Origin of the sequence: Lentihominibacter hominis, from assembly GCF_014385065.1 — a bacterium.
GTDB classification, from domain to species: domain Bacteria; phylum Bacillota; class Clostridia; order Peptostreptococcales; family Anaerovoracaceae; genus Lentihominibacter; species Lentihominibacter hominis.
The window spans coordinates 435,295-455,275 of record NZ_JACRTA010000001.1; the positions used below are offsets into that span (position 1 = coordinate 435,295).

At 40.0% G+C, this 19,981-nt stretch carries 23 protein-coding genes and 1 riboswitch; of the genes, 6 read left to right on the plus strand and 17 right to left on the minus strand.

Annotated elements, in window-relative coordinates:
* Positions 1-69 precede the first annotated feature (69 nt).
* Positions 70-849, plus strand: a complete 780-nt coding sequence (locus H8692_RS02025) for a hypothetical protein (RefSeq protein ID WP_187524888.1) — start codon at positions 70-72, stop codon at positions 847-849.
* 69 nt (positions 850-918) lie between these two features.
* On the opposite strand, the gene groL is transcribed toward H8692_RS02025, so the two are convergent.
* From groL to H8692_RS02045, 4 genes are all read right to left on the minus strand, one after another.
* Positions 919-2,553, minus strand: coding sequence for a chaperonin GroEL (gene groL / locus H8692_RS02030; protein WP_177269270.1), 1,635 nt, complete (start codon positions 2,551-2,553; stop codon positions 919-921).
* A gap of 19 nt (positions 2,554-2,572) precedes the next feature.
* Positions 2,573-2,845: a co-chaperone GroES gene (locus H8692_RS02035; RefSeq protein WP_177269319.1), complete on the minus strand. Its 273-nt coding sequence runs from the start codon at positions 2,843-2,845 to the stop codon at positions 2,573-2,575.
* Between the two features lie 162 nt (positions 2,846-3,007).
* Positions 3,008-3,919: a DNA-3-methyladenine glycosylase family protein gene (locus H8692_RS02040; protein ID WP_187524889.1), complete on the minus strand. Its 912-nt coding sequence runs from the start codon at positions 3,917-3,919 to the stop codon at positions 3,008-3,010.
* Positions 3,916-4,722 (minus strand): Asp23/Gls24 family envelope stress response protein, encoded by an 807-nt coding sequence (locus tag H8692_RS02045; RefSeq protein ID WP_177269274.1) that lies wholly within the window; start codon positions 4,720-4,722, stop codon positions 3,916-3,918. Before H8692_RS02045 ends, H8692_RS02040 begins: the two co-directional genes overlap by 4 nt.
* A gap of 82 nt (positions 4,723-4,804) precedes the next feature.
* Between H8692_RS02045 and H8692_RS02050 the strand changes: the two genes are divergently transcribed.
* A complete protein-coding gene (locus tag H8692_RS02050; RefSeq protein WP_177269276.1) occupies positions 4,805-4,975 on the plus strand; it encodes a DUF362 domain-containing protein in 171 nt (56 codons plus the stop codon).
* Between the two features lie 84 nt (positions 4,976-5,059).
* Here the strand turns inward: H8692_RS02050 and H8692_RS02055 are convergent, their stop codons facing one another.
* The 8 genes from H8692_RS02055 to tsaE form a co-directional block, all read right to left on the minus strand.
* Entirely contained in the window at positions 5,060-5,710 is a 651-nt protein-coding gene (locus tag H8692_RS02055) for a redox-sensing transcriptional repressor Rex (protein WP_177269278.1), read from the minus strand.
* Between the two features lie 17 nt (positions 5,711-5,727).
* On the minus strand, positions 5,728-5,955 hold the full coding sequence (acpP, locus tag H8692_RS02060; RefSeq protein WP_177269280.1) for an acyl carrier protein: 228 nt from the start codon (positions 5,953-5,955) through the stop codon (positions 5,728-5,730).
* A 136-nt stretch (positions 5,956-6,091) separates the two neighbouring features.
* The gene (gene abc-f, locus H8692_RS02065) at positions 6,092-8,077 is read right to left on the minus strand and encodes a ribosomal protection-like ABC-F family protein (RefSeq protein ID WP_177269282.1); all 1,986 of its coding nucleotides are present in this window, start codon (positions 8,075-8,077) and stop codon (positions 6,092-6,094) included.
* 21 nt (positions 8,078-8,098) lie between these two features.
* Positions 8,099-9,115 (minus strand): tRNA (adenosine(37)-N6)-threonylcarbamoyltransferase complex transferase subunit TsaD, encoded by a 1,017-nt coding sequence (gene tsaD / locus H8692_RS02070; RefSeq protein WP_177269284.1) that lies wholly within the window; start codon positions 9,113-9,115, stop codon positions 8,099-8,101.
* Positions 9,112-9,291, minus strand: coding sequence for a hypothetical protein (locus H8692_RS02075; RefSeq protein ID WP_177269286.1), 180 nt, complete (start codon positions 9,289-9,291; stop codon positions 9,112-9,114). Before H8692_RS02075 ends, tsaD begins: the two co-directional genes overlap by 4 nt.
* Positions 9,292-9,345: 54 nt before the next feature.
* Complete coding sequence (rimI, locus tag H8692_RS02080) at positions 9,346-9,801, minus strand: ribosomal protein S18-alanine N-acetyltransferase (RefSeq protein WP_187524890.1); 456 nt, start codon at positions 9,799-9,801, stop codon at positions 9,346-9,348.
* The gene (gene tsaB, locus H8692_RS02085; protein ID WP_187524891.1) at positions 9,801-10,514 is read right to left on the minus strand and encodes a tRNA (adenosine(37)-N6)-threonylcarbamoyltransferase complex dimerization subunit type 1 TsaB; all 714 of its coding nucleotides are present in this window, start codon (positions 10,512-10,514) and stop codon (positions 9,801-9,803) included. The genes rimI and tsaB overlap by 1 nt, the downstream gene beginning before the upstream one ends.
* Positions 10,502-10,927, minus strand: coding sequence for a tRNA (adenosine(37)-N6)-threonylcarbamoyltransferase complex ATPase subunit type 1 TsaE (gene tsaE, locus H8692_RS02090; RefSeq protein ID WP_187524892.1), 426 nt, complete (start codon positions 10,925-10,927; stop codon positions 10,502-10,504). Before tsaE ends, tsaB begins: the two co-directional genes overlap by 13 nt.
* A gap of 311 nt (positions 10,928-11,238) precedes the next feature.
* Between tsaE and H8692_RS02095 the strand changes: the two genes are divergently transcribed.
* The gene (locus H8692_RS02095; RefSeq protein WP_187524893.1) at positions 11,239-11,907 is read left to right on the plus strand and encodes an HD domain-containing protein; all 669 of its coding nucleotides are present in this window, start codon (positions 11,239-11,241) and stop codon (positions 11,905-11,907) included.
* A gap of 137 nt (positions 11,908-12,044) precedes the next feature.
* Here H8692_RS02095 and H8692_RS02100 read toward each other — a convergent pair whose 3' ends face one another.
* Complete coding sequence (locus H8692_RS02100; protein ID WP_243206874.1) at positions 12,045-12,635, minus strand: ECF transporter S component; 591 nt, start codon at positions 12,633-12,635, stop codon at positions 12,045-12,047.
* 157 nt (positions 12,636-12,792) lie between these two features.
* Positions 12,793-12,928: riboswitch (FMN riboswitch) on the minus strand.
* Between the two features lie 182 nt (positions 12,929-13,110).
* On the opposite strand from H8692_RS02100, the gene H8692_RS02105 reads away from it, so the two are divergent.
* Positions 13,111-13,965 (plus strand): PHP-associated domain-containing protein, encoded by an 855-nt coding sequence (locus H8692_RS02105; RefSeq protein ID WP_177269296.1) that lies wholly within the window; start codon positions 13,111-13,113, stop codon positions 13,963-13,965.
* A 34-nt stretch (positions 13,966-13,999) separates the two neighbouring features.
* Here the strand turns inward: H8692_RS02105 and H8692_RS02110 are convergent, their stop codons facing one another.
* The 4 genes from H8692_RS02110 to H8692_RS02125 all read right to left on the minus strand — a co-directional run bounded on the left by H8692_RS02110 (position 14,000) and on the right by H8692_RS02125 (position 17,493).
* Positions 14,000-14,479, minus strand: coding sequence for a methylglyoxal synthase (locus H8692_RS02110; protein ID WP_177269298.1), 480 nt, complete (start codon positions 14,477-14,479; stop codon positions 14,000-14,002).
* 231 nt (positions 14,480-14,710) lie between these two features.
* Positions 14,711-16,189, minus strand: a complete 1,479-nt coding sequence (gene thrC / locus H8692_RS02115; protein WP_187524894.1) for a threonine synthase — start codon at positions 16,187-16,189, stop codon at positions 14,711-14,713.
* The gene (gene coaBC, locus H8692_RS02120) at positions 16,190-16,726 is read right to left on the minus strand and encodes a bifunctional phosphopantothenoylcysteine decarboxylase/phosphopantothenate--cysteine ligase CoaBC (RefSeq protein ID WP_465250881.1); all 537 of its coding nucleotides are present in this window, start codon (positions 16,724-16,726) and stop codon (positions 16,190-16,192) included.
* A gap of 14 nt (positions 16,727-16,740) precedes the next feature.
* Positions 16,741-17,493, minus strand: coding sequence for a phosphopantothenoylcysteine decarboxylase domain-containing protein (locus H8692_RS02125; protein WP_346727721.1), 753 nt, complete (start codon positions 17,491-17,493; stop codon positions 16,741-16,743).
* A 154-nt stretch (positions 17,494-17,647) separates the two neighbouring features.
* Between H8692_RS02125 and H8692_RS02130 the strand changes: the two genes are divergently transcribed.
* Both H8692_RS02130 and H8692_RS02135 read left to right on the plus strand, forming a co-directional pair.
* Positions 17,648-18,313, plus strand: a complete 666-nt coding sequence (locus H8692_RS02130; RefSeq protein WP_177269305.1) for a Crp/Fnr family transcriptional regulator — start codon at positions 17,648-17,650, stop codon at positions 18,311-18,313.
* 174 nt (positions 18,314-18,487) lie between these two features.
* Complete coding sequence (locus tag H8692_RS02135; RefSeq protein WP_177269307.1) at positions 18,488-19,969, plus strand: aldehyde dehydrogenase family protein; 1,482 nt, start codon at positions 18,488-18,490, stop codon at positions 19,967-19,969.
* Positions 19,970-19,981 lie beyond the last annotated feature (12 nt).

Sequence of the window (19,981 nt, forward strand, 5' to 3'; positions counted from 1 at the left end):
TAGAGTCGTGAAACAATATTTTCAATATTATAAACAAGTTATATCTTTAATTTGAAAGGTGTGATATAAATGGTTGGATTTGACGTCAAGAAAAATATAGAGAAAAATGTTATACAAGCCATAAAAGAGTTTGAGGAAAGGGAAGATATCGTCACTAAATTCGGCGATCCTATAATAGGTTACGTAGACGCTACCCATCTTCTCTTTGATATGTTTTTTACAAGACAGCTTAGCGATCATCCCAAACACATATACAGACCGGGAAATACTCTGATAGTACACTTCGTTCCCTATGCTGATGACATTACAGAAAGTAATATGGGCAATTCAGAGCCTTCCGTCAAGTGGTCGAGGGCTTTTACAGAATCTATGTGGCTGTCCATGAAGCTTAACCGAGTGATTCGTGAAACGCTGAATATGGTGGGAAGACTTTCATCCTGTGCCAATACCCCTATAGACTGGAATGAAGAGCTTCATCATGAAAATTGGTCTCATAAAATGGCTGCCTATGCCGCTGGTATGGGAGAATTCGGTCCTGCCGGATCATTCTGTACAAAAGCGGGATTCGGAGGCCGCTTAAGCACTGTGATAACTGACGGAAAATACGCTGATACTCCCATGAGCCTCAGTGACCAGCAGCTCAAAGAAGCATTTCGTACTATAATGACACAATGTTGTTATGAAGGAGCCGATAATATCTCCTGCAGTGACGAAATGATAAATTCATGTCCGGGCAAAGCTATTTCAAAAAACGGAATAGACAGACAAAAATGTCAAGATCACTGTAAAACTATAGATGAACACATACCATCACCTGATGTATGCGGAAAATGTTTTTTCTTTAAATAAAAGCAATTTCAAAAAAGAGGGCTGTTTTAAACAGTCCTCTTTTTATATCTATATTAAACTGATGTGAAACTACATCATTCCCGGCATTCCGCCGCCCATTCCGCCTCCCATAGGCATTGCAGGTTCTTCGGAAGGAATATCTGTTATTCCGGCCTCTGTGGTAAGAAGCATTGCTGATGCTGATGCAGCATTCTGTAAAGCTGATCTTGTAACCTTTGCAGGGTCAACAATACCTGCATCTATCATCCCTATATACTCTTCAGTCGCAGCATTAAATCCAACACCTTCTTTGCTTTCTTTCACCTGAGCTACGACAACACTGCCTTCAAATCCTGCATTTTCTGCAATCTGTCTTACAGGCTCTTCAAGAGCTCTTACAATGATAGCTCCACCTGTCTTGGCATCGCCATCAAGGCTTTCAACATATTTTGCCACGGCAGGAATAGCATTTACAAGAGCTACACCTCCGCCTGACACTATACCTTCCTCCACTGCCGCTTTAGTTGAGTTAAGAGCATCTTCTATTCTCAGTTTTCTTTCCTTAAGCTCTGTCTCTGTAGCAGCACCTACTTTGATAACAGCTACGCCGCCAGCCAGTTTAGCAAGTCTCTCCTGAGTCTTTTCCTTATCAAACTCAGAAGTAGTATTTTCGATCTGAGTTTTGATCTGAGCTACTCTTGCCTGTATCTCATCTGCATCTCCGGCACCATCAACGATAACTGTGTTTTCTTTATCAACTTTTACAGTTGCAGCACTTCCCAACATATCTACTGTCGCTTCTTTAAGTTCATATCCGAGTTCTTCAGAAATCACCGTACCGCCTGTCAGAATAGCGATGTCATCCAGCATAGCTTTTCTTCTGTCTCCGAATCCCGGAGCTTTTACAGCTACGCAGTCAAATGTACCCTTCAGCTTATTGACGATAATCGTAGCAAGAGCTTCTCCTTCTAAATCGTCGCAGATTATCAGAAGTTTTCTTCCCTGCTGAACCACCTGTTCCAACACAGGCAGGATTTCCTGAATATTAGTTATCTTCTTATCTGTTATCAGAATATAAGGATTCTCAAGAACTGCTTCCATCTTTTCTGTATCAGTTACCATATATGGGGAGAAATACCCTCTGTCAAACTGCATACCTTCAACCACCTCAAGGGTTGTTCCCATAGTCTTTGATTCTTCGACAGTGATTACCCCGTCCTTGCCAACCTTCTCCATAGCTTCTGCTATGAGCGCTCCGATGTTTTCATCAGCTGCTGACACAGATGCTACCTGAGCAATACTTTCTTTATTATCTACAATCTGCGCAAGTCTCTTAATCTCATCTACAGCCACATCTACAGCTCCCTGAATACCTCTCTTCAGTACCATAGGGTTAGCTCCTGCAGCAACGTTTTTAAAGCCTTCTTTAATAATGATCTGAGCAAGCAGAGTTGCTGTAGTAGTACCGTCACCGGCAACATCATTAGTCTTGGATGCAACTTCTTTGACTACCTGTGCTCCCATATTCTCAACTGCATCTTCCAGCTCGATCTCTCTTGCTATAGTAACACCGTCATTCGTAATAAGAGGTGAACCGAATTTCTTATCGATCAACACGTTTCTTCCCTTTGGTCCAAGGGTTATCTTGACTGTATCTGCCAGCTTATCTACACCTGACTGAAGTTTTCTTCTCGCATCTTCACCGTAATGTAATTCCTTTGCCATATTAAAAATCCCTCCTTAATTATTCAACGATAGCCAGAATATCTCTCTGACTCATTATGGATAACTCTTCACCGCCATACTTAACATCTGTTCCTGCATACTGTGAAAAGATTACTTTGTCTCCTACTTTAAGCTCCATCTTTTCATCATCCGTTCCGGGACCTACCGCAACGACTTCTGCCATCTGGGGCTTTTCTTTAGCAGAACTTGTCAGAAGAATACCGCTGGCAGTTTTTTCTTCTGCTTCGATTTTTTTGATAACAACTCTTGAACCTAAAGGTTTAATTCCAATACTCATTGTGCCATCTCCTTTACTTTTTTATCTTAATAAAATTTTGAAAGAGGCTCCCCTCTTTTTGTTCATTTGTTAGCACTCATTATTTATGAGTGCTAACTATAATTTACAGCCATTTCCTGCTTTTGTCAACTACCTTTTTTAAATTTCTTTCAGATGTCAGAAAATATTGCTGTCTTCATCTGCAATCTCTTTATTATGAGTTATATAATAAAAAAGATACTGCTGAGCTATTCCGCCATATCGCCCAAAATTTTTTGCGGCAAACAGCTCCATTTCTTTCATATTATTTTCAGCAATTCCGTAAAGTCTGTTCATAACCTTTCTTACCCAAACATCTATAGGAAATCTATCTGTCTTTCCCATAGAAAAAAGAGCTATGCAATTAGCAACTTTCGGCCCTACCCCGCAATAACGTTTAAGAGCTTCAAAGGTCTCCTCAGAAGAAACACTATCATCTCCCAGTTTTTTCAAAGAGTCTAATCCTTCCTCAGCTACCTGCCTCGCTGTTTCTATAAGATACTTAGCTCTGTATCCCAGACGGCAGGGAGCAAGATCATCAAGGCCGGCTCCGGCCAATGTTTCCGCATCAGGCAGTGCAAAAAACTCTCTGCCATCAAACTCCCCTATCTTCTTTCCGAGAGTCGCTGCCAGTGAATCTATACATTTTTTTATTCTTGGGATATTGTTATTCTGAGAGATTATAAATGAAATAAGTGTTTCCCACTTTTCCTGATTAAGTATCCTTATCCCCTGACCATATTCTATAGCCTTTGCCATCACAGGATCTTTATCTGCTAAAATATGTTTTATAGAAGAATAATCCCGGTCAAGGTCCAGATAATGTCTCCATATACCTTCAAACTCTTCCAAAGAGGAACCATATATTTTAAGCAGTTCTTTATCTTTATCATATGACATCGCAGCCTGCCTTCCATAAGCAGTACCCAGATACATACCTGTCTCAGTTTTTTCCCATCTGAAACATTGTCCGCAGTCAAAGATATTGTCAAGATCAAAGTCTTTTACACTTTCTACAAATACTACGCCATTTCGTTCTTCAGCTGTCATATTAAACCTTTCACTTCCAGATCAAGTCTGTTTACATTAAATGCTGTCATATATTCTATTTCTCTTACTGTATTCTTCTGAAAACGTTTGGCAGCCTCCGGCAAGTCTATGCCATATCTAAAAACTGCAGTTACATAAAGATTTATTCCATCCTGCATAACGGCTACTCCCACTTTGTTGATTTCAGCTACGTTTTCATCAGCTCTTTTTACCCCTTCTATTATATCGTTCATCACTCTCTCAGAAATTTTATATTGACCTAAATAACTGTATGTAGGTCTGACTACAGATTTTTCTGATATATCCCTCCATGAACCGAACTCCTTCAGTATCATCCTCATAGGCATCATAAAATAACCGGAAAACTGTCTTTTAAGCTGAAATGTAGGTACAGGAATAACATGCTGCCCCATTTCATCCCGCTGCTTCCTCGCCATAGCTCTCTGAACCTCTGTAGTTATATCATCTATATAGATTCTCTCGTCTATCTTTTCAAGTCCGAGTCTTGCTACAATTTTATCCACCATTCTGTCAGACGTGCCAATCACTAATACAGATGAAGGATTCATTTTTCCTATGGCTTCTGAAACCTCTTTCATGTGACCTTCATCAGTAAAAAGTGCAGCTTTTACAGCTCCCACCTTTGTTTTCTGACGTTTTGCAGATATTCCCGCAGCCACCTTGTTCCTGCAGATAAACAATCCATCATCTATAATACTTTCTATATTCAATTCTTTGCATAAGTTAACGGCCTGAAAACTTTTTCCTGTGCCGCTTCTGCCTATAAGTCCATAAACTTTCATTTTGAATTCCTCTTGAATTCCTCTCAAAGGTTTGTTATAATCAGTTTGTCATTTAATGATAATCTTAAAGGAGGTACTTACAATGGCTTATGTAATTAAAGATTCGTGCATCAGTTGTGGTGCTTGCATTGATGAATGTCCTACAGAAGCTATCTCAGCTGGCGATTCTATGTATGTTATCGATGCCGACAAATGCATAGACTGCGGCGCATGTGCAGGCGCATGTCCTGTAGACGCTCCGGTTGAAGAATAAGCTGGAACATATATCATCTGAAATTAATAACCGTTTCATAATGAAACGGTTATTTAATTGCCAATATTTTTATGTAACTTTATATTATTTCTTCTCTTCCTGATTTTGGCTTTTATTCATATGATAGGCAAGCGAATGCAAACTGTCGCTTATATGCATATTTTCCACTGCGACATGATGAGGTGTTTCTATATCTACAGGAGCAAAGTTCCAAAGACCTCCGACACCTGCAAAGCAAAGTTTATCCGCTACCTCCTGCGCAGCATCTTTAGTTGTGCATATTATTCCTATATCGATATCATTGTCTTCAACGAATTCCACGATACTATCGTAATCCATTACCTCTATGTCATTTATCTTCATTCCTATAAGCTTGGGATTGATTTCGAATATACCGCATACGATGAACCCGGTCTTGTAATAGTAAGTATGATTAGCTATGGCCTGACCTAAATTGCCTGCGCCTACTATAACCATCTTATATTCCTTATCCAGTCCCAAAATAACGCTTATTTCGTTATAAAGGCCATCTACGCTATATCCGTATCCCTGCTGGCCAAATCCTCCGAAATTATTGAGATCCTGCCTTATTTGAGAAGCAGTATAACCGGTCAGATTACTGAATTCGTTAGAAGAAATCTTATCGATCCCCTTCTTCTGCAGTTCTCTCAGATATCGCCTGTACCTGGGAAGCCGCTTTATAACTGCATTGGAGATCTTAGTCTGTCTCTTCATTTTAAAGCCTTCTGCACCTATGCTCTTGCTTCTACATAGCCCACGATATCGCTTACAGTCTGGAACTTCTCAGCATCTTCATCAGGAACTTCGATATCGAATTCATCTTCGATAGCCATGATGATCTCAACAGCATCCAGTGAATCTGCCTCCAGATCCTTCATAAGATGTGTTTCCATCTTCACTTCTTCTTCGTCTACTCCTAACTGTTCAGCTATTATTCCTTTGATCTTGTCAAATATCATGATATATACCTCCATCATCAAATATCATTTTTTCAAAATTATATCATCGGATAAAAAACCCGACAACTTCTCAATCATTATAGTGTATCAATTCTTTTATTGCAATACTTTTAATAAAAAAAGAATAAAGTGACCTTCAGCCCTCCTGAAGCTGAAGCCAGCTCTCATATCGCTGATCAAGATCATCTTTTTTATCAGTAAGAATCTTACTGATTTCCGCCAGCTTCATATGATCTGTGATGACCTCTTCTTTACAGAGCTGATCTTCAAGATCTTTTATTTCATCCTCAAGAGTCTGTATTTCTTTTTCAAGTGCTTCCCTGTGTCTTTTGAGCCGTCTTTCCTCTGCTTCCTTTTCTTTTTGCAGACGCCTTCTTTCAGCAGAAGACATCGGAATTTCGCTCTTTTCAGAAAAAATGTCCGCTGCCTCATCTGAAGGCATTCCTCTGGCAGACAATTCTTCCAGATACTTTTTTCCTGATTGTATCTGCTGCTGTTTTTTTTCTATATAATAATCATACGCACCCAGATAATTATCTATTCCCTCAGAGGTAAGCTCTACTATTCTGGTAGGTATTCTGTTGAGAAAATATCTGTCATGGGATACTATTATACACGTTCCGGGAAAATCCAAAAGAGCCTCTTCAAACACCTCTTTCGACTCTATATCCAAATGATTGGTAGGTTCATCCAACATCAGTACATTTGAGCCTGACATCATAAGTTTCAAAAGTGCAAGTCTTGCTTTTTCTCCTCCGCTCAAAGAGCCTACTGTAAGAAACACTTCCTCTCCTCTGAACATGAATCTTCCCAAAATATTCCTCAGCTCTGTATCAGAATAAAGGCCATAGGAATCCCGAAGTTCTCCGATAACTGTATTTGCCCCGTTAAGAAGCTGCTGCCCCTGGTCATAATATCCGAATTGAACATTATATCCTGTTCTTATCCGTCCTCCGTTGGCAGAGAGCTCTCCCATGAGAATCTTCAGCAGTGTTGTCTTTCCTATGCCATTGGCCCCTACTATGCAAATTCTCTCTCCTCTTTTGATATCAAGGTTCACATCATGAAACAAATCTACTCTGCCTGAGCCGTATCCGAAGCTTTTAGAGATCCCCTCTGCCAGAAGTACATCTCTTCCGCTCTGAAAATCAGCTTTAAAAGAAATCTTCATCGTACCTCTCTGTGCCTCAGGTCTTTCCACCAGATCCATAGCTGCCAAGCGCTTTTCCCGCGAAGCTGCCCTTTTGGCCAACTTTTCTGTTCCCCGCTGTTTGAAACGTCTTATTATTTCTTCCTGGCGACCTATCTCCTTCTGCTGCTTTTCATAACGCCGCATTTCTGCTTCACGCCTGTTTTTACGTTCAGAAGCATAAAAGCTGTAATTTCCTTCATATATATTCAGCTTATGATTCTCCACCTCAAATATTCTTGTAACCGTCTCATCAAGAAAATATCTGTCATGAGATACCAGTACTATGGTGCCTTTATAACTTTTCAGGTATTGCTCCAGCCATTTAAGGGTACCTATATCAAGATGGTTTGTAGGCTCGTCGAGAAAAAGTATATCAGGCTTCTTTAAGAGCAAACATGCCAAAGCAAGTCTCGTTTTTTCTCCCCCGCTCAGAGTCGATATCTTCTTTCCGTAACTTTCTTCACCAAAAGCCATACTGGAAAGTATTCCTGTCATCTCACTTTTATATGTATATCCTCCGAGAGCTTTGAATTTTTCCTGCAAATCATCATAGCGTTGCAACAGCTTTTCTCCTGTCTCATGATCGTTTCTATCTGCAGTGTTTTCTATCCTTGTAAGAATTTCTTCCATTTCTTTTTCCATAATATGAAACTTAATGAAAATGCTTTCAACTTCCTCTATTACGGTTTTTTCTGAGTTAAAGCCTCCATCCTGTTTCAAGTATCCTATATTAGTATCTGAAGAGACAAAGAAATCCCCTTTTTCACAGGAGAGTTCTCCTGTAAGTATTTTAAGAAGGGTGGTTTTTCCGGCCCCGTTTACGCCTATTATACCTACCCGTTCTCCTTTATTTATATGAAACGAAACCTTATCGAGAATAATATCTGTTCCGTATTCTTTTGTAAGATCTTTTGCTGATAATACTATCATATCTAACCTCGGTATGTATTTTTATAATGGCAGATTCGGTATGGCATCTAAAGTAAGATCGTCACGCTGACCTGCCATATACTTGTAGTATGCGGCGCATCCTATCATAGCCGCATTATCTGTGCACAATACCGGCGACGGATAATAAAGCTTTATTCCCTTTTTGTCACACTCTGCCTTCATCATTTCCCTGAGTCTGCTGTTGGATGCTACACCGCCGGCCAACACAATCTTGTCCTTGTTCATATCCACAGCAGCCCTCATAGTCTTGGCCACTATAACATCAAGAACTGCTGCCTGAAAACTTGCCGCCACATTAGCAGTATCAATATCTCTTCCCGCCTGTTTTTCCGAATTTATATAGTTAAGCACTCCTGTCTTTATTCCGCTGAAGCTAAAATCAAAACTGTCTTTTTCAAGAAATACACGCTTAAACTCAACTGCATGAGGATCGCCTTTCTTTGACAGCCGGTCTATCAGAGGGCCTCCCGGATATCCCAGCCCAAGTACTCTTGCAACTTTATCATAAGCTTCTCCTGCCGCATCATCTCTGGTGCCTCCTAATATACGGCATTCGTTATAATCTGTCACTTCTACTATATTGGTATGTCCCCCAGATATCACCAGCGCTGTAAAAGGCGGCCTTAGATCCTTATGTTCTATATAATTTGCACATATATGTCCATGTATATGGTGAATCCCTATAAGGGGTTTTCCCACAGCAAAAGCATAAGCTTTCGCTGTAGCAAGACCTATTAAAAGAGCCCCTACAAGCCCCGGTCCATAAGTTACTCCTATCATATCCACTTCATCAACAGTGATGCCTGCTTCATCTACCGCCATATCCACCACTGCATTTATGTTATTCAAATGATGACGGGAGGCTATTTCCGGAACTACTCCCCCATACTGCTTATGTATATCTATCTGTGACGAAATAATATTGGAAAGGATCTGCCGCCCCTCCAATAACACGGCCGCTGCCGTTTCGTCACAGCTGGATTCAATTGCGAGTGTTACTATTTTTCCGTTCTTCATAAATTATTCCGTCTTTCTTCCAATTTTTTCTCACACTGGTTTTCTCCGTTAAGATGTCTGCAATTCTCGCATGACATATAATCACTCATGCTAAACACATCGAAATCGTGACGCCTGGAAAATTTCCTGCATGGATAAAAAACCACATTCATATTTTCTCCCGAAAATCTATCCATAATCTTCCTCCTTAGATAAAAGTATATTACTATTATCTATTGAAAGTCCGGATTTTATTCTCCGTGACGCCACATAATCAACGCATCCTCTCCGTTATTGAGATAATATTTTTTACGGACACCTTCTGTACGGAATCCGAATTTTTTATACAAATTTATAGCAGGAGTATTGGATTTCCTCACTTCAAGAGTGTGATGCACTATGCCTTCCTGTGATGTAAAGTCTATCATAACTCCTATTATGCCTTCGCCTATCCGTCTGTTGCGGAATCCCGGCTTGACAGCTACATTTGTTATATGCCCCTCATCATCTATCCACCACAGTCCGGCATATCCAACCACCTGTCCGTTCAGCTCCGCAACGATATAAAAAGCCCTCGGATTATCCGAAAGCTCATAAACGAGAGCGTCCATGCTCCACGGATCAGGAAAGCACAAATTCTCTATTTCATATATATCATCGGCGTCTTCTGCAGTCGCCTGCCTGATAATCACATCTGCCATAGTCATCAGCCTTTCCGCTGCTTTTCCCGCAGCTTTCGTTCGGCTTCAGCAAGACGCATATAATCCGGTTCCACCTTATCATAGGTGATTCCTCCGTTTTTGCGGTACAGCTCTGCTCCCAGCCGTACTACTGAAACCGCGTCCTGATATCTTATGTCCTCAGAGGCTGTCTCAGTTCCCCGCAATCTCAAATTTTTCATTTTTTCCTCGTAAACATCAATGGCATCGCCTAACGTCAATATTCGATCATATCTTTCTGTCTTCGACAAAAATTCATCAAGCATATATGCCCCTGCTTTTATCTTCTCTACAGGGAAGCCGTTTTCAAAAAAATACCCTCCTGCATATATCTGATTTCTTCTGGCGTCCATCATAGGACATATCAAAATATCCTTATTATCAATAAACGCTGCGTTCATGGCCAAAGCTGCAAGACTGGGTACCGGAACGCAAGGAATTCTCGTCATCTGAGACAATGCTCTTGCCGAGGAGACACCTATTCTTATCCCTGTAAATGATCCCGGTCCGCATGAAACTGCAATAGCCTCTATATCCTTAAGTGTTATCCCGCCTTCTTCAAGCACAGTTTCTATCTGCGGCATAAGATTCTGCAAATGTGAAAACCTGTCTGATCCTTTGACATATCCGACAATTTCTCTATTTTTCATCAATGCCACCGAAGCAAAAACTCCTGTGGTTTCTATTCCTAAAATGTACATATATATATACGTTCTCCTTCTTTCTTGCCATATAGGATCTGTATCTTTACCGCATTATCAGGAATAATATCCTCTATAAGCTCAGCCCATTCTATTATGCAGACACCTCTTCCAAAAAAATATTCCTCATATCCAAGCTCATACATCTCTTCTATGTCCCCTATTCTGTAAACATCAAAGTGGTACAACGGGAGGCGTCCGCTGTCATACTGTTTTACTATATTGAACGTGGGACTTGTTATCGTTTCTTTTATTCCCAGACCTTCAGCGACAGCTTTAGTAAGCGTCGTCTTGCCTGTACCCAGATCCCCTGTAAGAGCTATGACACTACCGGCTGTTAGTTTCCTACTCAGAAACTTTCCGAATTCCATAGAATCTTTTTCATTTTTTATAAATATTTTTTTCTGTTCCATAACCTATGTAGTATACCACAGAAATGTACTGATATAAAGATTCCCGAAAATAAAAAAGTCCTATCCTTTCCGGTTTTACCGAATTAAAATTTATCTGCCGGCAACGGTAGATAAAATAACATTAATTTTTATATAGCGTACATAATTTGAGGCTATACATTGCTTAAATAAATATATTTTCACAAAGAATTTACAATAATATGATGGTTAACTTTTCTTTTACATATTACAATATTATACATAAAAATTCAAAGGCTGTCCGTATATACGGATTTTAAATACTTACTTAAGGTTGGTGAATAAGGGTTATTATGGAAGAAAAAATAAATTATAAAACTATACGAAAAAATAAAGAAATAAACATGCTTTTGGAGCAGGGCAACAATGTCTTAAAGGTAATGGGTTTCACAGATCATTCATCAAAACATGCCGCTAAAGTTGCCGCCAGATCAGGTTGGATACTAAAATCTCTGGGCTACAGCAATCATGATATAGAGCTCGGAAGAATAGCAGGATATATGCATGATATAGGAAATAGCATTAATAGGAACGACCATGCACACAGCGGAGCAATTTTGGCATACCAGATACTCAAAGAACTCAAAATGCCGCTTGAAGATATAATGACAGTAACTTCTGCCATCGGACACCATGATGAGAGTTCCGGAAACGCCATAGATCCTGTTTCTGCAGCGTTGATACTGGCTGATAAAACTGACGTAAGAAGAAATCGAGTTAATAATAAAACCAAAGCTAATTTTGATATACATGACCGGGTCAATTACACAGCCCTGTCATCTAAGCTCGATATTAATCAAGAAAAGAAAATTATTCAGATGAATCTTGAACTGGACGACGACATCTGCAGTCTCATGGATTATTTTGAGATATTCCTTGAAAGAATGATCATGTGCAAAAGAACTGCCGAAGTCTTAGGATACAAATTCAAACTGCTCGCCAACGGAAGCAAGCTCTGCTAAAGCCATCAATCAATATAAAAAAACTGAAAAATATTCAGCAAAAATAAAGCTTCATTATTAAGGCTGTCAAAAAGAGGCTTCAACCTAAACGAAGCCTCTTTTATCATAAGCAAATAAATGGTACGTTTGAAAGACGATCAAGATGTCTTATGCAAAAATCCGGATATCCTCTTATAAAGAATAAATGTTACAACTGCGTTTATTCCTGCCTTTATGGCATTAAAGCCTGCAATAAACGGCATGAGATCCCAGACTACATCGCGGGGAACTCCCATGAAAATCGGTGTTATTATCATATTTGCGCCTATCATAACTGCTGTCATGGCTGCAACACCGCACAATAAAGCTATAACAGCTCCTTTTCTTGTCTTATTATACTTGTATATGATACCTGCCACCAATACAAGTACGCTTGTAGCAATAATATGCATAATTATGCCATAAAGCCCGCTGGCTGCACTCACAGTCACCCCTTGCACCACTGATGTTACTACTGTCAGGATCACCCCTGCCAGAGGACCAAAAGCAAATGTCCCTATAAGAATAGGAATATCAGCCGGATCATATTCTAAGAATGCCACAGCAGGAAATATCGGAAAGTGTATAAAATACACAAGTACGATAGATACCGCCACCAGCATTCCCATCTTTGCCAGTCTTACAGTTTTTTCTCTGCTGCTCATCCGCGGCTTATTGAGCGTATTCTTATCAGCAGTTTTTTGAGTCATATTGAACCCTCCTCGATTAAAATAATAATTATTGTCATCTGTCAGGTTTCATATGCAGCGCCTCATCCATGTCCTGATCGCTTCCGCTGCATAAAAAAAGCCTCGGAAAATTTATTCCAAGACTAAAAATACTCGTATCAAAAATACAACATAAGTATCTTCGTTTCTTTCATCCGGACTTTAACCGTCGGTACAGGATTCACACCTGTTCGGCCTATAGATAGGTTCGCGGACTTATGATCATCGGATCAATCACCGCCGGTGAGGACTTTCACCTCGCCCTGAAACAGATTTTTACAGTAATATTATAGATTCCGGAACATATAACTGTCAAGATATTTCTAAAAGTGTTTTTATGGAAATATTTTTTTCACTTATTTTTCATTGAATTTATTTTAATTTGGGAATACTATTAGAGTATAGTTAGATTTATCTTAAAATCTATATTATTAATATAAGAACCGAGGCGAAAACATTGAAATTTGATTTACATTGTCATACAAAAGAAGGTTCACTGGATTCCAAGGTTTCTGTAAAAGAATTTGTTCACAAATTCATGGCACTTGGCTTTAACGGTTTTATGATCTCAGATCATAACAGCTACAAAGGCTGCAGAGCCTGGGACAAAATAAAAAATGACCCCCGATACAAAGACTTCTGCGTAATCAGAGGCGTAGAATATGACACTAAAGACGCCGGTCATATCCTCGTTATCATGCCTGATGATCTTTATCTTCCCATCATGAAGATACGCGGAATGAGATGCAGCAAACTGATAAAGATTGTTCATATTTTCGGAGGCATTCTCGGACCTGCTCATCCTTTCGGAGTGGCGAGTTCCAGCGCGATGGGCTTTAAAAAAATGGATATGCGTCTTCTAAAAAGGTTTGATTTCATAGAGGCATTTAATACATGTGAATCTCGCTCGTCAAACAGTAAAGCCGCTCTTCTCGCAAAAGAATGCGGACTTCCCACGTTTGCCGGTTCAGACTCTCATGTCAGCGAATATATAGGAATGGCCTGCACAGATATATCCGAAAATATCTACTGTAATAATGATCTTATAGCAGCAGTAAAAAACGGAGTAAAAATAGAAGCCCATGGAACTGAACGTGAGGAAACAAAAAAAGCAAAAAGAAAAGAGCACTGGATAGGTATACTAAGTTTCAAACTTTACAACAGAGGAATCGGAAAACTCATATGTCCTTACCGAAAAATAAGACACAGAAAGCTTCTCCGCCCCATAGTCCGTCCTTTTATTTACAAAGAACGGCGTACCCGCAGAGAACAAAAATCCAGAGAATCAAAACAAAAAAAATTGTCCGGGTGAAATCGCATTTAATGCGATTCTCATCTGGACAATTTTATCTTTCTGATATTATTATTTTTTCAGTACTGCACTCCTTCTCTATCACAGGAGTAAAATCCTGAACATCCCGTTCATATTCATCATCTATATAGAAAGATGTCATTATGAAATCAGCTGTAGCTCTATTAGTTGCCACCGGTATATCATAGACCACTGCAATCCTTAAAAGAGCCCGCACATCAGGATCATGAGGCAAAGCTTCCAATGGATCCCAGAAAAAAATCAACATATCTATCTTGCCTTCCGCTACTTTGGCTCCGATCTGCTGATCTCCTCCCAATGGGCCGCTTTTATATCCTTCCACATGAAGTCCTGTTGCATCTGATATGAGCCTTGCAGTCGTACCTGTTCCGCACAGAAAATGTTTCTGAAGCTTATCCCGGTTTTCTACACACCATTTAACGAGAGCTTCTTTCAGGTGATCATGTGCTATCAGTGCTATAGTTTTTTTCTTTTTCATTGTTTCTTTAGTCATCTTATATCCTCCTTTCTTCTTTAATATCTATGTAAAAACCTTTCGGTCATATTTTTATTATACTCCCTGTTCTTCTCAAGTCTACAAATCCGGTAGATATATTACATAGATTTAACATTATGCCTTTTACCCATGATCCTGCAAACACATTAAGAATAAGCATGTATTTTTCAGATCAAAAAAAAGGGGCATCACACCAATTGCTTAGTGTGACAGCCCCTTCATCTCAAATTATTTAACGCTATCTTCTACCGCCTCTGCCATCTGTCCTATCTCTATCACACCCCTATGTCTTACAGGTTTTTTATCAAGATCTTTAAGTCCTGCAGGAACTCTGACCCCGGTCTTTTCTTCAAGAGCTTTGACATAGGCAAATCCATTTTCCTCATCTCCCAGGCCGATGGAATGTGCTACACTGTCTGCAAACTTATATGCGCTGGCTGTAGACGCTATGAGAGCCGGTGTCTCATCTCCGGTCTCTTTTACATAATCCTCGTATACCTTATATGCCACAGCTGTATGAGTATCCATCAGATATCCGCTTTCGCTGTACATTTCACCGATTGCTTCATTAGTTTCTTTAACAGTGGCAAACCCACCGTAAAAGTCTTTCATACCTTCTTTAAATTTTTCACTTACTTCATATCGTTTTTTCGTATCAAGAGCAGTCATAAGGCTTTGGATCTCTTCTCCATCATTGCCTGCCAAATGATAAAGCAGTCTTTCAAGATTACTGGAAATCAAGATATCCATTGACGGTGAATTTGTCAGGTAAAATTCTCTGTTTATATCGTAAACACCCGTCTCGAAAAAGTCTGTAAGAACCTTGTTCTCATTAGAGGCACAGATAAACTTGTTTACAGGGATCCCCATGCTTCCTGCATAATAGGCAGCCAAGATATTTCCGAAATTCCCCGTAGGAACCACGATATTCACTTTATCACCGTCATTTATAACGCCTCTTTCCACAAGCTTCACATATCCGTAAACATAATATGCTACCTGAGGTATGAGACGTCCTATATTTATGGAATTGGCAGATGAAAGCCTGCATCCGGATTCAGCCAATTTTTCGGCAAAATCCGTATCATTGAATATTTTTTTAACACCTGTCTGAGCGTCATCAAAATTTCCTTCTATGGCAAAAACATGAGTATTGTTTCCCTCCTGTGTAACCATCTGTCTTTCCTGAACTTCACTTACCCCCTGATTAGGAAAAAAGACGATTATCTCTGTACCGGGAACATCAGCAAACCCTTCAAGCGCAGCTTTGCCCGTATCTCCGGAAGTTGCTGTCAAAATACAAATTTTCTTCTTTTCCTTTTCTTTTTTCATTGCTGTCGTGAGAAGATAGGGCAATATCGAAAGGGCCATATCCTTAAAAGCAGCTGTTTTTCCGTGGTAGAGTTCGAGAAAGTAGGCACCGCCGGCTTTTCTGACAGGCACAATCTCCTTTTCTTCAAATTTTTCGTCATATGCTCCATCCACACAGAGCTGCATCTCATCATCCGTATAATCGGTAAAAAATGCTTTGATTATCTCACGCGCTACATCCTTATACGGCTTGCCGGCAAATTCTGATATCTTCTTAGGCAAAGCAGGTATGCTGTCAGGAACGTAAAGACCTTTATCCTCCGCAATGCCCTGTATAACAGCCTGCGCTGCTGTTTTTATATTCTTGCTTCCTCTCGTACTTTTATAACTTATCATCTATTTAATGCTCCCTTCGATTATTCTTACTATATCATCAACATCAGCCAGCGCACCTTTTCCCAGTACGCCGCATGCCAGCATAGACTCTTTTGGCTCTATAAAATGATATCCAAAACGTTTCAGTCTGTCTATATTGTCCTGTACTATAGGATTCTCATACATATTCGTATTCATAGCAGGCGCTATATAGACAGGAGTATGGGGCGCCGCCGCCATAACGACTGTCGAAAGAAAATCATCTGCTATCCCTCCTGCAATCTTTCCTATTATATTAGCCGTTGCAGGCGCTATGAGAACAATATCCGCCTTCTCTGCCAAAGAGATATGTTTTACTTCCTTTGGCGTTATTTCTTCGAACATATCCATATAAACTTTATTTTTGCTTAAAGTTTGCAGAGTTATAGGCGTAATGATCTTGCTGCCGTTTTCAGTCAGAATTACATCTATATTATGTCCCCGTTTTGTGAGGCTGCTGGTTATATCCGCCGCCTTATAGGCAGCTATACTGCCGGTCACGCCCAAAACTATATTCATCAGATCGCCCTCCTTTAGCGGCCTTCCATAATTCGCACCGCTATCATATCTGCGATTTGCTCATTATTCTCCATTATATCATACGTCCTGTCTTTATGAATAAGGTATCCCCGGTGAAAGTCTCTGCCTATCTCCCGAAGATCATTAGCCAGGACAAAATCGCAGTCGTTTTTATCCATTAAACGACACCCTACATCTATGAGTTCCTCGTGAGACACTCCGCTGAGAAGTTTAAATCCCACAAGAACAGTTGAAGGGCTCAGTTTTTTTATAATGCTTATCACCTTAGGCGATCGTTTCATGTGAATAACAAGATCCTCTATATCAGAGCTTATCTTATTACCGGAAAGGTCTGCCTTGCATTCGGAATTCTCCACGCCTCTTATCCTGTCCAAAGTGGTTACCTCATTTATGATATAATCACTCACTGCCATAGCATGGACAACAACGTCTATTTTTTCATTAGTAAGAAGCTTGGTAAGCTGCTCCTGCAGATCTGCCACTCCTTCGATCATTATAGGATATACTTTAGGATGTTTGACATACGCAGCCCGCATGCCGTGAAGATAATAGATCTTTTCTATCTCATCTCCATACTTTTCCGCAAAGACCCTGCCGATGGCATAGCCAAGTCTTCCTGTTGACGAATTTGTTATGGTTCTCACATCATCTATTTTCTCACTGGTGCCGCCTGCCGTAATTATAATCTTCATGTTTTTTCCTTTACGTTTCAGTGTGATTTCATAGGTTGAATTATAGCCTTTCACAGTTTATCTGTCAAGGACTGTGCAGTCCTGCAAAGGCCTGTTCTCATACGTATCAGAAGCATGTGAGACAACATCCTGTGTTGGGTTCACAACATTAACTCTGCCCGATTTATGATAATATCAGATATTATTATAAATCATAAGGTGAGGTACTATGCTGGACTTTGATATCATAAAAAACTCTTCCCTCTTTAAAAATATAGCCCAACAGGATTTTGACATCGTATGCGGCAAATTGAAACCTGCCGTCAGAATGTACTCCGAAACAGAAGCTATTCAGACCCAAGGCGATATCATCCATAAAATAGGAATAATAGCAGAAGGCAACGTTTTATCTGTCAAATATCATTATAACGGCACATCTCAAATACTACAGACATTCCGGAAAAACGATATCATCGGCCTTGAAGCTGTTTCTTCCACATTCTTTACAAGTCCGAGCATGCTCATAGCAGATACTGCCTGTACCATCGTTTTTTTCAGATATTCTGAGTTTTTTTCCGGCAATGAAATCTCAAGTGCTTGTAAAATAACGCTCCTCCAAAACATGACAAAAATTCTTTCAGATCAGAATATCAAAATCATGTATAAGGTAGACGTGTTATCAAAACGTACTATACGCGAAAGAATAATAACCTATCTGAGTATCATAAGTGAAAAGCGAAACAGCCATACCTTTGATATAGGTATGACTCAGGAACAGTTCGCACAGTACTTATGCATAAACCGCAGCACGCTTTCAAAAGAGCTCAATGATATGCGCCGCGAAGGTCTGATTAGCTTTTACAAAACTACATATACTATACATACCGTTATCTGACCTGCGGCAAATCTATTAACGATATTCCACAGATAAATATCCGGAAGTGTTGTATATATAACATCTAAATCATAAGCTTTTCTTTATACTTTTCTCATCTGTAATATCCAAAAATTTCGGGGCAGATAACTTAGCTCCGGCACGTATGAACAAAACGATGAAAGGTGTGAAAATATGAAAATATTTAAAAACTATATCAACGGACACTGGCAAGATGCCTGCTCAGGAAAAACCACAGATATAATCAATCCTGCCAACGGCAAAATCATTGGAAAAGCAACAGTAAGCGGCGAGGAAGACATCAATTCAGCCATTGATTCAGCAAAAAATTCCTTCTATATATCAGGAAAGTGGCGAAGGATGTCTGCGCAGGACAGAGCAAACGTACTTTTTAAAATTGCCGATCTGATGACCCTTGCTAAAGATGAACTCAGCATGATAGAAACGGAGAATCAGGGAAAACCTCTCCGTGAGTCTGAAGCGGATGTGGAAGACGCCATTCATGTTTTTAAATATTATGCAGGGCTGATAACAAAACCGTCAGGAGGCTCATATGAAGTAAACGATGGTTTCGGTCAAATGCATTCATATACTGTACATGAGCCAGTGGGAGTCTGCGCCCTCATAACTCCTTGGAATTATCCTCTCATGATAGCAGTATGGAAACTGGCTCCTGCCCTTGCTGCCGGAAACAGTATAATACTAAAACCTGCTACTATAACTCCTGCCAGCGTAGTAAAACTATTTGAAATATTCCATGAGGCAGGCCTTCCTGCAGGATGCGCCAATCTTGTTCTGGGTCCAGGCGGTATGATAGGAGGCAAACTTGCAGAAAGCAAGGATGTAGACTGCATAACATTTACGGGAAGCACTCCTGTAGGACAAAGTATAATGCAGGCAGCTGCTGCAAATGTGAAGAAAATAGGCCTTGAACTCGGAGGAAAATCTCCGAGCATTCTCTTTCCCGACATAGATATAGAACGTGCCGTAGAATGGTCTATGATAGGTATATTCATGAACCAAGGAGAAGTTTGCTCAGCTGGTTCCCGTATAATCATCCATAATTCCATACACGATGAATTCGTCGCAAGACTTGCAGAAAGAGCAAACTGCATGACAATAGGAAATCCTATGAAGAACCCGGATATGGGCGCCATTGTATCAGAAGATCAGATGACTCAGATATTAAAATATATAGAAATAGGGAAAAAGGAAGGCGCTGTATGCAGATGCGGAGGAGAAAGATACACCGAAGGAGAATGTGCTGATGGCTTTTTTATAAAGCCTACTATTTTTGACTATTGTACTCCTGATATGACTATTGTCAAAGAAGAAATCTTCGGGCCTGTAGTTGTGATTCAGACATTTGAAACCGAAGAAGAAGCTGTGGCATTAGCAAATGATACTGAATACGGCCTTGCCGGGGCAGTATTCACCAATGACCATATGAGAGCTATAAGAATAATAAAAGAGCTCCGCGCCGGGATCACCTGGATAAATTGTTACAATCCATGCTTTGTCGAGGGTCCATGGGGAGGATACAAGATGTCCGGCATAGGAAGAGACCTTGGAGTCCATGGTCTGGAAGAATATCAGGAAATAAAACAAATCAATGACTGCTTAGATCCCGGAATGCCCGGATGGTATAACAACTGAGCAAACTCACTA